Origin of the sequence: Porphyromonas levii (assembly GCF_018206105.1) — a bacterium.
Lineage (GTDB): Bacteria > Bacteroidota > Bacteroidia > Bacteroidales > Porphyromonadaceae > Porphyromonas_A > Porphyromonas_A levii.
The window spans coordinates 1-17,358 of the sequence record NZ_JADRGN010000041.1 but is presented as its reverse complement, the minus strand read 5'-3'; the positions used below and the strand labels follow the sequence as shown (position 1 = coordinate 17,358).

General features: G+C 45.0%; 14 protein-coding genes. 12 read left to right on the top strand and 2 right to left on the bottom strand.

Features of this window, described 5'->3' with window-relative positions; genetic code table 11:
• Nucleotides 1-54 precede the first annotated feature (54 nt).
• From IX315_RS08125 to yidC, 6 genes are all read left to right on the top strand, one after another.
• Entirely contained in the window at nucleotides 55-384 is a 330-nt protein-coding gene (locus IX315_RS08125; RefSeq protein WP_018359369.1) for a hypothetical protein, read from the top strand.
• Between the two features lie 41 nt (nucleotides 385-425).
• On the top strand, nucleotides 426-2,741 hold the full coding sequence (locus tag IX315_RS08120; RefSeq protein WP_211833316.1) for a TonB-dependent receptor: 2,316 nt from the start codon (nucleotides 426-428) through the stop codon (nucleotides 2,739-2,741).
• 27 nt (nucleotides 2,742-2,768) lie between these two features.
• Nucleotides 2,769-3,440: a hypothetical protein gene (locus IX315_RS08115; RefSeq protein ID WP_211638115.1), complete on the top strand. Its 672-nt coding sequence runs from the start codon at nucleotides 2,769-2,771 to the stop codon at nucleotides 3,438-3,440.
• Nucleotides 3,441-3,445: 5 nt separating this feature from the next.
• The gene (locus IX315_RS08110) at nucleotides 3,446-4,408 is read left to right on the top strand and encodes a hypothetical protein (protein WP_211638114.1); all 963 of its coding nucleotides are present in this window, start codon (nucleotides 3,446-3,448) and stop codon (nucleotides 4,406-4,408) included.
• A gap of 221 nt (nucleotides 4,409-4,629) precedes the next feature.
• Nucleotides 4,630-6,243 (top strand): CTP synthase, encoded by a 1,614-nt coding sequence (locus IX315_RS08105; protein ID WP_211635760.1) that lies wholly within the window; start codon nucleotides 4,630-4,632, stop codon nucleotides 6,241-6,243.
• An 18-nt stretch (nucleotides 6,244-6,261) separates the two neighbouring features.
• Nucleotides 6,262-8,127, top strand: a complete 1,866-nt coding sequence (gene yidC, locus IX315_RS08100) for a membrane protein insertase YidC (RefSeq protein ID WP_211830602.1) — start codon at nucleotides 6,262-6,264, stop codon at nucleotides 8,125-8,127.
• An 87-nt stretch (nucleotides 8,128-8,214) separates the two neighbouring features.
• Here yidC and mutL read toward each other — a convergent pair whose 3' ends face one another.
• Both mutL and IX315_RS08090 read right to left on the bottom strand, forming a co-directional pair.
• On the bottom strand, nucleotides 8,215-10,053 hold the full coding sequence (mutL, locus tag IX315_RS08095; RefSeq protein WP_211642123.1) for a DNA mismatch repair endonuclease MutL: 1,839 nt from the start codon (nucleotides 10,051-10,053) through the stop codon (nucleotides 8,215-8,217).
• A complete protein-coding gene (locus IX315_RS08090) occupies nucleotides 10,054-10,428 on the bottom strand; it encodes a hypothetical protein (protein WP_018357493.1) in 375 nt (124 codons plus the stop codon). It abuts the gene before it with no gap.
• Nucleotides 10,429-10,684: 256 nt separating this feature from the next.
• Between IX315_RS08090 and IX315_RS08085 the strand changes: the two genes are divergently transcribed.
• The 6 genes from IX315_RS08085 to IX315_RS09805 all read left to right on the top strand — a co-directional run.
• Nucleotides 10,685-10,990, top strand: coding sequence for a transposase (locus tag IX315_RS08085; RefSeq protein WP_211642592.1), 306 nt, complete (start codon nucleotides 10,685-10,687; stop codon nucleotides 10,988-10,990).
• 5 nt (nucleotides 10,991-10,995) lie between these two features.
• Nucleotides 10,996-11,814, top strand: a complete 819-nt coding sequence (locus tag IX315_RS08080) for an IS3 family transposase (RefSeq protein ID WP_280527316.1) — start codon at nucleotides 10,996-10,998, stop codon at nucleotides 11,812-11,814.
• Between the two features lie 457 nt (nucleotides 11,815-12,271).
• Nucleotides 12,272-13,135 carry a GLPGLI family protein gene (locus IX315_RS08075; protein WP_134850006.1) on the top strand — a complete coding sequence of 288 codons (864 nt, stop codon included), beginning with the start codon at nucleotides 12,272-12,274 and terminating at the stop codon, nucleotides 13,133-13,135.
• On the top strand, nucleotides 13,132-14,613 hold the full coding sequence (locus tag IX315_RS08070) for a vitamin K epoxide reductase family protein (protein WP_211837349.1): 1,482 nt from the start codon (nucleotides 13,132-13,134) through the stop codon (nucleotides 14,611-14,613). Before IX315_RS08075 ends, IX315_RS08070 begins: the two co-directional genes overlap by 4 nt.
• 14 nt (nucleotides 14,614-14,627) lie before the next feature.
• Nucleotides 14,628-17,198 carry a carboxypeptidase-like regulatory domain-containing protein gene (locus IX315_RS08065; protein WP_134850008.1) on the top strand — a complete coding sequence of 857 codons (2,571 nt, stop codon included), beginning with the start codon at nucleotides 14,628-14,630 and terminating at the stop codon, nucleotides 17,196-17,198.
• A gap of 46 nt (nucleotides 17,199-17,244) precedes the next feature.
• Nucleotides 17,245-17,358: cysteine peptidase family C39 domain-containing protein (locus tag IX315_RS09805; RefSeq protein WP_211837350.1), on the top strand; the 114-nt coding region annotated here is incomplete at its 3' end.

Below are 17,358 nucleotides of genomic sequence, written 5' to 3'. Positions count from 1 at the left end.
AATAAATGTTAGGGGCTTGGTGGTGTGCATAGATTGGTATATCTTTGTCTGTGTATGAGAAAGATTGATGTGAAAAGAGCAAATAGGCTGGGTGCGCTACTGATGCTGACCGTGATGGTCTGGCTTGGTGGAGCACTTATAGCGCATACGCTTTCGCACCATCATATCCATGAGCATCTCCACGCAGAGCATTATTCTGATGGAGACGATGACGAGCAGTGTATGCTACTTGTCTTTGTGGCTTCACCTTTCTCGATTGTTGAGACTTCCGATGTCCCAGTTGCTGCCTATGTAGGGCGCCTCGTCTTGGGGACAATTTATACCGATACTTTATTTTCAGGGCTATCTGCCCATCCTACACTCCGTGCACCGCCTGTTTGCTAATCATTATAGGATTGGTAAATACAACGCATAGAGTTTTCCAAATGATACATATTTATAAGAGGCTAACATCGGTGGTCTCCCTCTTCTGGCTACTAGTAGTTGCACAAATACCACTAGCAGCTCAGGAGCAAGGATTCCGACTACAGGTGGTAGATTCGGAGGGGTTACCCCTCCCCGGTGTCACAGTTCGCTATGCCGATAGCGGAACTATCACAGACACCAAAGGGTTTGCAACAGTTCCTACAGGGCTGAGCAACCACCAACTGATTACATTTAGCTATATCGGATTTGAAAATCAGAGTTTTACACTAGCGGCACTTCAGTCGCTTCACCCTAGGGTGGTACGTATGCAGATTGCCCAAGCGCAGTTGCACGAACTGGTGGTTACTGCAGAGGGCAATCCGATACGCCGTGAGACCGTCGGGCAAAAACTATCTTCGCTAGCCCTTCAAGAAGGGGTGGGAAGTAGTCTGGGTGAAGTGCTGGAGGGTATCCGTGGAGTGAGCCTAATCAGTACGGGTACTTCGGCTAGCAAACCTGTTATCCATGGTTTGCATGGTCATCGCATACTGATTCTCAATAACGGAGTGCGCCATACCAGTCAGCAATGGAGTAGTAGCCATGCTCCAGAGATAGACATAGCTCAGGCAGGGCGTATCTCGGTACTCAAGGGTGCCGAGAGTGTACGGTATGGTGCCGATGCTCTAGGTGGCGTGATACTTGTGGAGCAGAACCCCCTTCCGTATCATCATGGATGCCTTGTTGGCGAGGTGACCCCTTTCTTTCAGAGCAATGGGTTAGGCTTTGGTCTTAGTGCAGGACTAGAAAGCAGCTTGGGTAGACAGGGCGACTGGGCTTGGCGACTACAAGGAGACTACGCCAATAGTGGCGACAAACGTAGTGCTAAGTATCTCCTCAATAATACTGGACAGAGGAGTTGGAGCGGACAGGGTGCTATTGGTCTGCAAAATGACCGTGTGCAGGTAGAGCTCTTCGTGAGTCACTTGTGGGAGAAGGAGGGCGTATTTTTCGGTGCTCAGATGGGTAATGTAGACCTACTGAGAGAGCGGATAGAGGCTGGACGCCCAGCCGATGAGGTGATTACTCCTTTCTCCCGTAAGATTGATTATGGCTACCACATGGTTAATCATACTCTAGCCAAGCTCTCAGGGCATTACCATATCGATAGCTATCATACACTAAAGAGTCAGGTGGCGTATCAGCGCAATCAGCGTGAAGAGTACCACCTCCGACGCAATAAGCTGAGCGCAGTGCCTGAGATGGCTTTGGTACTCCATAATGTACAGGGCGAATTGCAGTGGCGCTACGATAATAAGCATGGGTGGCAAGCCGAAGCGGGATGGCTGGGGAGCTTTACCAACAACTACAATACTCCAGGAACCGGTGTGGTACCTATGATTCCCAATTATACTGAGGGAGGTTTAGGGAGCTATGCCCTAGGAAAGTATGCCACCGACCGATGGGGCGTAGAGGGTGGTGTCCGCCTAGATGCTAATAGGATAGAGGCTGTCGGTATCAATTATGATAGTGAGCCCTATGGCGGAGTAGAGCGTCAGCGTAATATCACCTATACTCTCGGCGGATTTGCGGAACTGACTAAGGGACTTACCCTAAGGAGCCAGATCGGCACGGCTTGGCGCTCTCCGCATGTGGCAGAGCTCTATAGCAATGGTCTGGATCAGGAGAGTGGTATCTATGTGGTAGGGCAAGAGGGACTGAAATCGGAGCGAGCACTCAAGTGGATTGCCTCTCTGGGTTATACCCATCAGTACTTCCAGCTGGATGTGGAGGGTTATCTCCAATGGATTAATAACTATATCTACCAAGAGCCTACGGGCGAGGTGCACCGACTAGTCTCGGGAGCCTATCCGCTCTTTAGGTACAAGCAGACCTCTGCCACGCTTCATGGCTTGGATGCTGAAGCAACCATTACGCCACTTCGTTGGCTAAGTTACAGCGTGACTGCTGGGATGATTTGGGCTTCGGAGCGCAGCACAGGTCGTTACCTGCCCTATATCCCCCCGCTTAGGATAGGGCAGGAGCTCAAAGCCTCTTTCGGTAGTGGATACTTTGCCCTTGAGCATAAGTATGTGGCAGAGCAGAAACGCTTTGATTCTGAGACCGACCTTATCCCTTATGCGCCGCCCGCCTACCATCTCCTTGGTTTGCGAGCAAGTTATGAGCAGCGGCTGCGGGAGAAATGCGGGAAGCTCACCTATACCTTTTCGGTAGAGAACCTACTGAATAGAGAATACAAAGAATACACCAATAGGGCGCGCTATTATGCCCACGACATGGGCATCAATGCTCGCTTTGCGGTGCGTTATACATTTTAGTAGACTAATAAATTTTATTTCAAATGTATGGATAAGATTATTTCGGTGCTCACTCTGAGCACGCTACTCCTATTGGGAGGGTGTAAACCCGAGGCGCCTAATGATGAGACCAAGGAGAAGAATCACCAAGACACGCATAAGCTAGAGGTGATATTTACTCCCGGGACGATGGAGGGCGATAAGTTTATAGCGGATAAGAGCGGTAAGGTTCTTAAGTTTACTGCGGGCGTAGATACCAAGTGGGTACAAAGCGATGAGGTAAAGCCTTTGCCCAATGTACCCTACTTCGTGGAAATAAAGCACTACAGTGCTAGCGGCGTGCTTATCAATGGAGAGTATGCTACGAACGGTGAGGATAAGATACACCAGCACTTCTTTGTGCCCGTAAATACGGGAGGGGTGCCTATAGCTCAGGTAATCGATTATCGTTACCTCGATACCGACCCTTGGGATGCACCTATGACTACCGATAGTAAGGTGATTGGGAAGGAAAACCCTCTTGGACTCAAGGGGGTGATGACCTTCAAGACGGCAGGTATGAACTTTGGGATTCGGCTTAGGCTTATGCATGGTCGCTCTACGAAGTGGAATAGTAAGGGCGAGGCGTCTCCATTTTATAAACCAGCTATTTGGACTGCCAACGCTCAGTATGATGTAGATTTTAAGTTTAACGTGAACGTACAAACCATTAATAATTAAGCAAGATGAAGAAGATATTTACACTATTTATTGCGACTATAGCTATTGCACTCACTTCATGTAGAGGCAAGGAAGCGCCAGTAGATTTGGTTAATCAGTTGGATATAGCAAAGGTCGAGGTTGTGGCGATAGAGGGGCACCTCCATGGCAAGTATGGCTTCCATGAGACCGCCGACCCTAAAGATCAGGTCCATATGAAACGCTTCAATAAGTTCGTCTTTGTGAGGAAGGCAAATGGCTCTATGGAACTTGACCCTAGCTCTGTGCAGAAGCTCTGTGTGACTGGTGGCGTAGGACAGCATGTTGATCACGACGAACATGCTGAGGAGCACGAAGGTCATCATCACCACGATGAGAGCGAAGCAGGCTCGGTATACGGTATGTGGATTGACTATTTCGACGCTCAAGGGAATAAGATTACCGACAAGGTGCTCGGCGGAGAGAATGGTAAGCATAGGCAGCATTTCTTCGTGCCTAGAGGCATTAAGCCAACTTTCGATGGCGATCAGAAGACCATTGATCAGCACAAAGAGATCAATCAGTTTATGACTTATGTATATTGTGATACCGATCCGCTCAGCGCTCGTATCAAGGATGGTGCAAAGGTGTCGGGCGAGACCAATCCTATAGGTTACAAAGGGTACTTAGGCTTCTTCGTGCCACGAAGTGAGTTTACCCTCGAGGTCGTTCTCAGTGATGTGGGTAGCGAAGGGAAATCTTCTGCATTCTGGAAGGCTTTACCTACCAATAAAACGCTTATGAAACTCGCTATTCCTGTGGTAGTCTATGCGGACTACAGAGAGACGGTAGAAAGTGAAACAATGGAAGAGCTTACGGAAGCAGACCGCAAGTATCTCGAGTCCATTGCCCATGCCTATGGGATTACTACCGAGGAAGCACTGAAAGCGCTTCTAAATAGGGTCTATGGTGATGTCCCACCACATAGCGATGCGGGCTATTGGTTCTAAACTATAGATAGGCAACTGATGCTGAGAGGCAACCCTCGTGGTTGCCTCTCTCTCGTTAGGTATTACAGGTATAGCATTATCGTGTATGCCATACTAGCTCTCTTTTGTGTAGGGTGCAGATTTGGTGATGATAAGTCGCTAATTTTGGGTAACTTTGCGGGCGTTGGTAGGTGTGTCCCTACCTTTTTACGTATTATCAATAGGCAGAAGGATTTTTATTTATGAAGCGCGACGCAAGATATATCTTTGTGACTGGTGGCGTGGTATCGTCATTGGGTAAGGGTATTGTGGCAGCATCGCTCGGTAAGCTATTGCAGAGCCGTGGGTATAGTGTCACTATCCAGAAGTTTGACCCATATATCAATGTGGATCCAGGTACGCTCAACCCCTACGAGCATGGCGAGTGCTATGTGGCTGAGGATGGGCATGAGGCAGACCTAGACTTGGGGCACTATGAGCGTTTCTTGGATATCCGTACGTCTAAGGATAATAATGTGACTTCGGGTAGAATATACCAAAACGTTATTCAGCGCGAGCGTAAGGGTGACTTCCTCGGTAAGACGGTTCAGGTAGTCCCCCACATCACCGATGAGATTAAGCGCAATGTGAAGCGCCTAGGGCTTACCGGGAAGTATGACTTTGTGATTACCGAGATTGGTGGTACCGTAGGTGATATCGAGTCTCTGCCTTTCCTCGAGAGCGTACGACAGCTCAAGTGGGAGCTGGAGGATAAGTGTATGGTGGTGCACCTTACTTATGTGCCTTATATCAAGGCGGCAGGCGAGGTGAAGACTAAGCCTACTCAGCACTCTGTGAAGCAATTGCAGGAGGAGGGGATTCAGCCAGACATGCTGGTGCTTCGTACTGAGATGAAGCTCGACGAGGGTATTCTCAATAAGGTAGCATTATTCTGCAATGTGCCTAAGCGTGCTGTGGTACAGAGCTACGACGTGCCTTCGATTTATGAAGTACCGCTCGTGATGCAGGAGCAAGACGCTGACGAGGTGTTGCTCCGTAAGTTCGGCATGGAGGTAGGTCCTAAACCAGAGTTGAAGGATTGGCGTGCCTTTTTAGACCTAAAGAATAACGCCAAGGAGGAGATATCCATAGGGCTAGTTGGTAAGTACGTAGAGCTCCAAGATGCATATAAGTCTATCGACGAGGCGCTTCAGCAGACCGCTATTTACAATGGTCGGAAGCTCCATCTCGTACATCTGCAGTCGGAGAACATGACAGACGATAATATTGCTGAGATGCTCAAGGGTATAGATGGCGTTATAGTGGCTCCTGGCTTTGGTCAGCGCGGTACTGAGGGTAAGCTGGTAGCGCTGAAGTATTGCCGTGAGCATAATCTGCCTACTCTCGGGATATGCTTAGGCATGCAGATGATGGTCGTAGAAGGCGCAAGGAATGTGCTTGGGCTTGAGGGCGCTCACTCTTCCGAGATAGAGCCGAATACCGCTTATCCTGTAATTGATCTAATGGACGACCAGAAGTCGGTAGTCAACCTCGGTGGTACCATGCGCTTGGGTGCTTATGACTGCCACCTAATGGCGGGAAGCAAGGTAGCACAGGCGTATGGCAAGCTCGATATTCGTGAGCGCCACCGCCACCGATATGAGTTCAATAGCAAGTATGAACAGGCGTTTGAGGAAGCCGGTTTTGCTCTTACGGGGAAGAACCCTGACAGCGGACTAGTAGAGGTTATAGAGCGTCCCGATCTTGATTGGTATATCGGCGTACAATTCCACCCCGAGTATTCTAGTACCTTAATTCATCCTCATCCACTCTTTATGTCCTTTATGAGAGCGGCTATTAAGCACTCGGAGCAATAATACGATTACAGAACATAGATGGATAAAAATACAATCACAGGCTTTGTACTGATGGGACTTGTGCTGGTGGTCTTTACTCTGCTGGGTAGACCATCTAAGGAAGAGCTGGAGGCACAACAGCGGTACAACGACTCGATCGCACAGATCCACCAACAAGAGATTGCCGAGGCTGAGGCATTGGCAGCGAAACCAGCGACTGACGATGCCGGATTGGCAAATCTTACGCCCGCTGAGCGCGACTCAGTTCTACAGCTAAGGTCGCTACAGAGTTTCGGAGAGCTAGCTAGCGCTTCCAATGGCGTGGAGCAAACCTATGTACTCGAAAATGATAGCGTAGCTTACACCTTTAGTACTAAGGGTGGCTTCTTGGTTGCTAGCGAACTGAAGCAGTACAAGGATTACCTAGGCGAACCCATTAGATTGGTTCGCCCCGAGGATGCCAACTTGGGCTTCAGCTTTGTTACTCGCTCTAATAGAGTAGTCAGCACTAGGGAGCTTTATTTCGTACCTGAGCAAGTAAGCCCTACTCAGTTGAGGATGACCCTTACCGTAGAGAGTGGACAGAAGCTCAGCTTCCTCTATACCTTGGAGCATAAGTATCTATTGGACGTGCAAATAGGGAGCGAAGGCTTCGAGCAGGTAATGGCTCAGAATGCCCCTTACCTCGATGCACACATGAGTCTACCTGTCTATCAAAACGAAAAGGCAGCGAAGACAGTGCAGCGCTACTCTGGTATCGCTTACGAGGCAGCAAGTGGAGATATCGAGAAGCTTAGCGTAAGCAAGAGTGTGGACGAAAGCGTAAGCGGTACTGCCAAGTGGTTCGCATTCCGCGATATGTTCTTCTCTTCTATCTTCTACAGTGCCAATGGTCTAGAGTCGGTTCAGCTTATAAGCGATGTCCTAGAGGGTGCCGATGGCAAGCTCAAGCAAATGGAGGCGAAGTGCGTACTCCCTATCGGCGCAGAGGGGATTAGTCTCAAGATCTACACAGGACCTAATGACTACAAGCTGCTAAAGGATATCGATGCACACCTCAAGGATGAGACACATCTTGCCAAGGTGGTAGAGATGGGCGGTTGGTTTCGTTTTATCAATATCTGGTTGGTACAGCCCGTCTTCAACTTCCTCGAGAAGTTCATCAGCAACTACGGCTTGATTATCTTGCTCCTCACCATCTTCATCAAGCTACTACTAATGCCACTTACCTACAAAAGCTTCCAGAGCCAAGCCAAGATGCGTGTGCTCAAGCCTCAGGTAGATGCCATTACAGAGAAATACCCAGGCGAGGAGAATATGATGAAACGCCAGCAGGAGACTATGGCACTCTACCGTAAGGCTGGGGTCAATCAGATGGGCGGCTGTCTCCCTATGCTTCTACAGATGCCTATCTTGATGGCGATGTACCAGTACTTCCCTACGAGTATCAACCTTCGTGGCGAGAGTTTCCTTTGGGCACTCGACTTATCGACTTACGACGATGTTATCAATTGGGGCTTCAATATCCCATTGATTGGCGATCACATTAGTCTATTCTGTCTGCTCATGACGGTGACACAGGTCGCTTATATGAAGATTACCCAAGCTTCCAGTGGACAGGCACAGATGCCGGGAATGAAGTTAATGCCGTGGATTATGGCAATAATGCTCTTCTTCTTCCTCAATGAGAATGCAGCAGCGCTCAGCTACTACTACCTCCTATCTATGCTGATATCTATCTTCCAGACCCAAGCCTTCAAGTGGGGCACCAACGAGGAGAAACTCCTTGCTCAGCTGGAAGCTAATAAGAAGAAGCCTAAGAAGCAGTCTAAGTGGATGGCTCGTATAGAGCAGATGCAGAAGGAACAGGAAAAGATGCTCCGCGAGCAGAAGAAGGGTAAGTAATCCCTAGGCATTCGCTACTAGATATAAGAGGGGCTACGCAAATACCTATTACGGTATTGCGTAGCCCCTCTTAGTATTCACTACTTGCTAGAAACGCCGATCCAGCTCTTTATCGGTAAGGAAAGAGAGTGTGCTCTTGCCCTCGGGCGTAATGAGATGCTCGGGAAGCGTGAATAGCTCCGTCAGGAGTTCTTGAGCTTCTTTCGGCGAGAGCAGAGTCTTGCCCTGCTGAATCTGGAAGCGAACCAATTGACGTACCAGTCCCTCCAAGAGGATTTCCTCGCTACTCTTTGCCGTAGCTTGGCACTCTGTGAGGATTTGGTGGAGCAGTAGTTCCTCGCCACCTGCATTGACCCCATCGGGCACAGCGTTAATGGTAAAAGCATTTTGCCCCATATCGGAGATGTCAAACCCGAGACGGTCGAGGAGCACAAGATGACGCTTTAGTTCCTGAGCCTCCTTGGCGCTCAGCTCCATGAGTGTAGGGAAGAGCAAACGATGCGAAACGAGCCCCCCCGCCTTCAGACGCTGTTTGGCGCGCTCGTAATGTACCTTGTACTGCACCCGCTTCAGGTCGGCAAGAGCCAACCCTTTGGGGTGGGGAAACACAGCATAGTTTCCGTAGAGGAGAGGCGTAGATATCTCTAGCTTTTCCTCCGTCTTAGGTATCGAGAGGTGCGGCAACGGCTGCTGCTTGGGCTGGCTCGTGATTCGCTTAGACTCGAAGTTCTCATAAAACCTATCCCAGTCCGAGATGTCGGGCATCTTGAAGTCTGTAGTTGGGAGTCGGAGTGTACTATCCCCATTATTCATCTTGCTCCTCATGGTCAGCTCAGGAGAGACAGACGGCGGCTCAGGGAAAAAGGCTCCGTCGGTGTTCTTCGTAGCCACTGGAATCTCCATCTTCTCGTCGTCAAAATCCAAGGAAGGTACAGCAGCCCCCATCATTAGTATCTCCCGTACTGCCGAGTAGAGTATCGAGGCGATATCCGTCTCCGCCTCAAACTTTATCTCTGTCTTGGTCGGCGAGATATTGACATCGATACTAGCTGGGTCTACCGAGAAGAATAGGAAATACTCTGGTGCTTCTCCCTGTGGAATAAGACCCCCATAGGCATTCATCACCATGCGGTGGAAATAGGGGTGCTTCATATATCGGTCATTGACAAAGAAGTATTGCTGTGCCCCTCTCTTACGTGATGCCGAAGCCTTAGTCACGAACCCACGAATATGAGCAAGTGGTGTCTCCATGTCTATGGTCAATAGATTCTCTGAGAGGCGTTTCCCAAATAGATCTATAATCCTCTGCTTAGGCGAGGAGGGGTCGAGCTTAAGGGTGACCACCTCATTGTGCCTAAGGGTAAATGAGATATCGGGGCGAACGGCAGCTACGTTTTGTATCTCGCTGATGATATGGCGAAACTCAGTGTCGTCTGTCTTGAGGAACTTCCGCCTTGCCGGTACATTGAAAAATAAGTGCTTTACCGAGAAGTTGGCACCCACTGGGCACACTACAGGCGTGCTACCAGTCACCTTAGAGCCTTCGAGCTCTACTCGGATGCCTTGCTCACTATCTGAAGTGCGTGTCTGTAGCGATACATGTGCCACAGCTGCGATAGAGGGGAGCGCCTCTCCCCTAAAGCCCATCGTGGTCAGCGCAAAGAGATCCTCGGCCTGCCGTATCTTGCTCGTAGCATGGCGTTCAAAAGCCATACGCGCATCCATAGGAGCCATACCCTTGCCATTGTCAATAACTTGTATCAGAGTGCGTCCTGCATCCTTGATTTCTATTTGAATATCCGTGGCGCCCGCATCTATGGCATTTTCTACCAGCTCCTTCACTACTGATGCTGGTCGCTGAATCACCTCACCAGCCGCTATTTGGTTGGCGATATTATCGGGCAAAAGCCTGATCAAGCTGTCCATTTATCCAAAGAGACTAAATATATTAGTGAAACCCTGACCGATGTATCTGAAAAGCCCCGTGCCAAGATGCCTAAATAGCCATATCAGAAGCACGAGCCCAAGTATCAGCACAATCATTGTAACACGGTTACGCTCTGCAAAAGCCTTGTCCCCCACCTGCTCTTTATCGTACTTGGCGAGGTGGTCTGATTGTTTGCGAAACGACCCCTTGAGCTCCTCTTTTACCTGTTCTGGATCAACCTCCTCGTCAAGCCCATACTGGCGACGCACCCGAAGTCGGCGCTTCTCATCGGCTTCCTTCTTCGGGTCGTAGTAGCGGTAAACGTATCTAAACTTGCTAGGCTTTGGTTGCTTATAAAAGTTTCCTATCCCCATACTTCCTATTCTTCAAATTGTTTCCTACAAAGATAGCAAAAAATCAAGTGGCGACCTTCGCCATTCCGTTAGGCTCTGTCCTCCAGCTCCTATCGTGCAACGCAATCTTTCGAGTAGATCGGAGACAGCGGATGGCGCGAGCAGCAAAAATTATATAATACTCCCCAAAAACTAGACAACTCAAAAAGTGGTAGATTTGAGAGTTGAGATGGAATTAATTGTCATTTTCCGATGAAAAGAAGAAAAAGAGAAGTTTATGGGACGAAGAAGTAAATACAGTTCAAGCTTTAAGGCACAAGTTGCTTTAGCCGGCTTGAGGGGCGATGAGACGATCCAGAGTTTAGCGAAGCGATACGAAGTGAGCCCGAGCAAGATTACAGAATGGATGCGAGAACTTGAGGAGAAAGCAGCACAGGCTTTTGAAAAGCCTTCTGATAGCACCAAAGAACTTAAGAAGATAGAGAGTGAGAATAAACGACTATTACAGAAGGTAGGACAGCTTACAATAGACTGCGATTTTTTTGCGACTGCCTGCGAGGATGCCGGACTCAAAGTGAGATAATCGAGATGGAGCGTCTGCGCCCCGCAGGCTTAAGTCGAAATCGTTTTTGTAAGTATATGAAGCTTAACCGCACCACCTTGTACTATCAACCAAAGGGAGAAAGTGAGCAGAACCTTGAGATGATGCGTATTATTGATAAGTACCATACTGAGCATCCGACCTCTGGAGTTGTGCATATGCGTGATATGCTAAGACTGAGAGGTTACTCAGTGAATGAGAAGCGTGTAAGGCGACTTATGCGTAAGATGGGAATCCTGGTGATCTACCCACAGAGGAGCCTCAGTAAGGGCACTATGCCGAGCTATATACATCCCTACTTACTTAGAGGGCTTAAGATAGAGCGCCCCAATCAGGTATGGTCGACAGATATTTCCTATATCCCTATGGAGAAGGGGTTTATGTACCTCTATGCAGTTATAGATGTTTATAGTCGTTTTGTGGTGGGTTGGAAACTCTCCAATACGCTTTCAGCCAATAACTGCACTGAACTTGTAAAGGAGTGTATAGAGCAGTATGGATGCCCTGAGATTATCAACTCAGACCAAGGCGTACAGTATACGAGCAAGAAGTGGGTAGAGCTATTAGAGGAAAAGGGAATAAGGATAAGTATGGATGGGAAAGGACGTTGCAAAGACAATATTTGGATAGAGCGCTTTTGGAGAAGTATCAAGCAAGAGTATATCTATCTTAATCCGGCCGATACAGTCTCAGAACTACGGCAAGGAATAGGGAAGTGGATAAAGTTCTATAACTATGAGCGCCCCCATCAGAGTATCACCAAGCTACTCCCTGCCATGGAATATGGAATAGTAGTAGCTGCATAACAATAACCAATAACTATGTAAAGAGAAAGAAAATGTGTACGTTTGTGACAGTGAAAGAAAAAAAACACTAGCCCGTTGTCGAAAAATGGGGAGTACTATATATTGAAGCATTACAATTTAAAAGAAATGCCGAATGTGGGGTGCGCAGTCCTCTTATTAACAACCAATTAACTAATTATTTCACTATGAGAGAATTAAACTCTTTTGAACTAAGTAACCTCCTAGGGGGTTCGGCTTCTTCTGCTAATTGTGTTTCACGCCTTCAAGGTGAAGCAAACACGCACAGAGACAGTGGCAATCAGGAATTTGAAAATGCGTATTGGGATGATTGGGCAGACCGCTGGGATGAGTGTGTCGCTTCACTAAACTAATCATTTTTTCCTGACTGAAATTTGGGGGTAGTTGTATGTCTAAAGCACTTACAACTACCCTATTCAAAAGTTATTTATAAAAAAGTATGAAATTAATATATACCCTATTTCTTTCTCTCGTATTCCTAAATGGATATGGTCAGATTGTTAAAAAATACGAGCCCGCAATTCTTGAAGTTACCTATAATAAACATGTTGTAAAAGACACTCTAAAACCAGATGAATATTTTTTCGACACTGAGATGGTACTGAGAATGGGAAGGACTGCATCAATATGGGTATCTCCTCTAAAGTTATGGGCAGATTCTTTAAGAGTTAATAATTTCAATCTTCATGAACAACTTTATTATGAACAAAACCCAATTGGATCAACTGAATACAAACCATTAGGTGGATTTGAAAGAGAGTATCTTTTCAAGAACATGCCTACTGGACAAAATACGGTTTATCAGGGATTTGACCTGGGACAGTGGATTTACTCTGAAGAAATTGAGACTCAGAGTTGGAGCTATTTAGACTCTATATCAGTTATTCTGGGATATGAGTGTTATTTAGCCGAATGTGTTTTTAGAGGAAGACGTTGGTATGCATGGTACACACTAGATATTCCGATTCCTGATGGACCATGGAAATTAGGAGGGCTACCTGGGTTAATATTAGATGCGTATGATAGCAAACAACACTATAGGTTTACTGCAAAAGGCATGACCTCAAAGGGGCTCGGTGATGTGGGTATATATATTTACAAAGTTAACTCACCCAAAATGCTTACTAGAGAGGAGTATCTCATAAAACGTTATAATTACATCACATCAGAAGAGAGTTTAGGAGATAAGTTAAATGCCAGCGGTGCATTCGGTCTTACCCCCACTAAATCAAAGGGTAAAAGAGAAAGAAAAGAAAAATATGATTTTGAAGAGGTAGATTACCGACATCCGTCAAAAAAATGAATGAAGTAGCACTAAAGTATATTCGGTTATTCAGGTTAGATATTAATCGTGATGATTTTTTGCGAATATTAATTTCCTCCCCGTTTTATCCGACACTACTATCTCTGTACAATACATTTATAGCATTTGGTTTCGATTGCCATATTGTCAAAACTGACCTTGAGCATCTATCTAGTTTGGGTAAATACGTTCTGATTCATGCTAACATTAATAATCACTGGGATATTCTACTAATGAATAAGGACAATCGAGGTCGGTATAAAGTTTATAACCCTAGCAAGGGAAGACTTCAACCAATAACTGAAGAAGAGCTGACAAATGTGTGGGATGGTGTAGTACTATACACAGATTTAAAGCCCAATAGGCTACTTAAATTATATCAAAGTCTAGTACAGCATAAGCACCCCATCTTGATTACATTAGCTTTGATGATATCTGTTTCAATGCAACAAATCCTTGATATTCCACTATTAGGATTAAGCATTATTGGATTGATTCTATCTTCTTCTATGATAAATACAAACACTCTAATCTCTACGCCAATTTGCAAGCGTGGCTCTTTAATAGACTGCCAAAGTGTAGCACAATCTCGTCACTCCCGTTTTTTAGGGTTGCCTTTATCTGTTTATGCATCGGCTTACTTCTCAGCATTTTCTTTCTTTACTCTTATTGGATTAATAGCTTTACCTGAACCTGCGTTGGTACATACAACCCTCGCGCAAGTAAATGTACTTATATCTCCAATAGTTCTGCTTTACTCTTTAATTTCACAGATTCAGGTTAGGAAACTATGCTTTTACTGTCTATTTATATTGCTCGTTCTGATAATCATGACAGTATTGCTACTTCCTATACTGACTATGACTTTTAAGACTGTTCCTTTTCTCTTCGTATTTGGATGTCTTTATTTCGTTTTTCTCTACCTTTGGTACAGAGAAGAGCGCTATATACAGACTAATCACAAATACAAAAAGACACAAATAGAGAATGCAAGGATTAAAAGAAGTGATAAATATCTCAAAATTAGGCTACATAAGCAATTTGATAAAGATAACTTTGACTATTGTATCCAACTTAATTATAATAATGAACAGAAAATTAGAATAGGATTATGGGTTTCTTCAGCATGCAATCATTGCTTGAAGGCTATTCAGGATCTCAAAATGCTTCTGAAGAATAATCCCAACAATTTTTCACTTTGTTTATTTCCTGTAGATATTAAAAAAAGCGATAGAAGATACGGTGAATTATTAGAGGCAATTTCAAGTATTTGGACAATAGCCAGCAAAAGGGAAATCCCGACAATAGAAATAGAGAATATCATTTCTATGATAAATAAAAATCATGCACAAAGACTATTAGGAAAGTACAATATCAATGCATTTCCAGTGCTACAAATTGAGGAATATTTCTTGCCTAATGAGTATGGAGTTGAAGATTTGAAGTGCTTAATAATTGACTGGAGTAATTATTCTTAATTTGGATGATATAAATGATGAGGATATTTATTAGAATTTTGTATGTCGCACTTTGTGCCTTTCTTGCTAATAATTCTTATGCAGGTATTTATGGGAGAGTCCTTGACAAATCAAATAAAGAGCCTCTTCAAGGATGTATTGTCGTGGCTAAAAATGGTGATGGTAAGGTGCTAAATCACACCTCTACAGACGAGCATGGCAGTTTTCGGCTCGATACAAAAGTGGATACTGCAACTACCTTATCAGTGTCTTTGATGAGTTATGCTAGTCAAGAAATATCTCTCCTCGGAGCATCTTACCCTCTTACTATCCTTATGGAAGAGCAGGTTTTTGAGCTGAAGGAGGTTGCTGTAAGAGCAAAAAGGATTAGAGCGCAAGGCGATACAATTGCTTATTACGTCTCTACTTTTGCCCAGACTAATGACCAAGCGATAGGAGAAGTGCTAAAGCGCATGCCTGGTATAGAAGTAGAGAGCTCTGGTAAAATCAAGTATCAAGGGGTTGATATCAATAAGTTTTACATTGAGGGTCAAGATTTACTGGGAAATAAATACGGAGTAGCCACAATGGGAATCGCAGCCAATGACATAGGTGCTGTAGAAGTTATGGAGAGGCATCAGCCTATGCAGGTACTACATGGATTTAGTATCTCCGACCAAGCTGCAATCAACCTAAAACTTAAAAAGGGAAAAAAATCAGTTTGGCTCGCACACGGCTCTATTGGTGGTGGATACTCTCAGAGTCCTAAAAGTCCACTTTGGAGCGGTGATCTTTTTGTCCTTTCTGCAATGTCAAGATCACAAACCCTACTCTCTCTGAAGTCTAATAACAATGGCTTTGATCTATCTGATGAGCAGACTGAGTTTAATGAGACCCCAAGAGGGACAGAAATAGGAGATTACTTTGCTCTCACATCGCCTGCACCTCCATCTCTCAAGCCAGAGAGAACCACCCTCAACATCTCCTCTATAGCCTCGTTAAATCACTTGTACAAAACTAGAAATGAAATAGACATCAAGCTACAAGTAGATTATCTCAGTAATCGTCTCGCAAGTCGGAATAAAGCTAAAATGACCTATTTTCTGGACGGAGGTGACAAAATAATAATTGAAGACAAAGAGGATGTGATGAAAGAAAATATGGTTCGTGCCAATGTTACTGTAGTAGCAAATCAGCCTACATATTATCTACAAAATAGCACGAAAGCACAGTTTGACTGGGATAACATGGAGTTTAGTACTCTGGGAACATTTAACAATTCTCAAAATGCTAACCAGCGCAATTATTATGCCAATAATAGCTTCAGATTGATTAAGCGATTTGGTGACCGTCATTTAGTCACCTTTAATAGTACTAATGAATGGGAATCAAGACCTAGTACTCTGATAATTAAAGACGATGTAGAGACCCGAGGACAAAAAATTAATAGTCAAGCTTTCTTTACAGACGAGCAAGCTTTTTACGACTTCCAAATAGGACGATTTGTAATAGGAGTCAATGCTGGCTTTCAAGGACTTTTTAGGAGAGTATCTGGCAGACAAATTAATTCTGTGACAAACCAACCATTTAGTATCTCTAACTTCTACACGTTCCTAGCATCACCCAAAGCAGAATGGAGACATCGGAAAGTACGATTTGTACTTAGCTTCCCCATAAGTTATCGTCATTATGATTTTAGAGACTTATGGGAGGATAAGAATTTATTGATTTACTCTCCTACTTTATCTTTCAATTGGCAACCCAACTCTGCACTTAGTTTGACATTCAGAGGTGGCTCTGGAACTACTCCTCTTTCATTGAATAATCTATATCAGGGAGTTGTGGTTACCAACTACCGATCATTCAGTTACGGCTATGAAGATCTTTTGATGACCAAAAGGCAAAATATCTCTGCGAGATTATCCTACAGAAATCCCTCCAAAGGTGTCTTTTCTAACCTAATAGTGATGCATCACTGGATAAATAATCCATACAGGATGAAGCAAGACTTCAAGGACAATTATATCTATCATGCCTATGAACGTACAGACTCAAAAAGTAGAATATTTAATGCCACAGGTAGTTTCAATAAGACCCTTGACTTTATGAGAGGTGGCTTTGGAATCAATGCTATGTACTCGCGTACCTCTCGTGATATAATCTCTCAGCAGAGCGTGGTCCCCTTTGCTCTAAATCTACTGACCATCGGGTCTATGCTCAATGGAAACACCAGCAAAGACTTCTTTTTCTTGTATCAGTTTGAGTTCTCTCGATCTTGGCTTGACACACCCACTAGAATAACTACAGCACTTAACAACTACATTCATTCACTAAAACTAGTCTATACCCCCATTGACCCTCTTTCTATTGAGCTCAAGGGAGAATATTATCATAATGAGATCACAAAAGATGTTGACAAAAAGATTACTATGATGGATGCCAATATCACCTGGCGGGTAAATAAGAAAATTGACCTAATAGCCTCTATCACAAACATCCTTAACAACAACGAGTACGTATATACGAGTTATGGGCTCCTAAATTCATACTCAGTCAACCACCAGATAAGAGGCAGGGAGGCACTATTTACATTGAGAATTAAATAACAGGGCACTGATTAATTTAAGTTGCTTTACTACTTTAATAGGCACAATGCGATATTATAAGCAGAAGGATGCGATGGACTGTGGACCAGCGTGCTTGGCTATGGTGGTCAAGCACTATGGTCGCCATCCAGATCTTGAGCAAATACGTGAGGATTGTGCT

Coding starts and splice junctions, on each gene's coding strand:
- IX315_RS08125 (WP_018359369.1), top strand. CDS start 55: ATGAGAAAGATTGATGTGAAAAGAGCAAATAGGCTGGGTGCGCTACTG.
- IX315_RS08120 (WP_211833316.1), top strand. CDS start 426: ATGATACATATTTATAAGAGGCTAACATCGGTGGTCTCCCTCTTCTGG.
- IX315_RS08115 (WP_211638115.1), top strand. CDS start 2,769: ATGGATAAGATTATTTCGGTGCTCACTCTGAGCACGCTACTCCTATTG.
- IX315_RS08110 (WP_211638114.1), top strand. CDS start 3,446: ATGAAGAAGATATTTACACTATTTATTGCGACTATAGCTATTGCACTC.
- IX315_RS08105 (WP_211635760.1), top strand. CDS start 4,630: ATGAAGCGCGACGCAAGATATATCTTTGTGACTGGTGGCGTGGTATCG.
- yidC (WP_211830602.1), top strand. CDS start 6,262: ATGGATAAAAATACAATCACAGGCTTTGTACTGATGGGACTTGTGCTG.
- mutL (WP_211642123.1), bottom strand. CDS start 10,053: ATGGACAGCTTGATCAGGCTTTTGCCCGATAATATCGCCAACCAAATA.
- IX315_RS08090 (WP_018357493.1), bottom strand. CDS start 10,428: ATGGGGATAGGAAACTTTTATAAGCAACCAAAGCCTAGCAAGTTTAGA.
- IX315_RS08085 (WP_211642592.1), top strand. CDS start 10,685: ATGGGACGAAGAAGTAAATACAGTTCAAGCTTTAAGGCACAAGTTGCT.
- IX315_RS08080 (WP_280527316.1), top strand. CDS start 10,996: ATGGAGCGTCTGCGCCCCGCAGGCTTAAGTCGAAATCGTTTTTGTAAG.
- IX315_RS08075 (WP_134850006.1), top strand. CDS start 12,272: ATGAAATTAATATATACCCTATTTCTTTCTCTCGTATTCCTAAATGGA.
- IX315_RS08070 (WP_211837349.1), top strand. CDS start 13,132: ATGAATGAAGTAGCACTAAAGTATATTCGGTTATTCAGGTTAGATATT.
- IX315_RS08065 (WP_134850008.1), top strand. CDS start 14,628: ATGATGAGGATATTTATTAGAATTTTGTATGTCGCACTTTGTGCCTTT.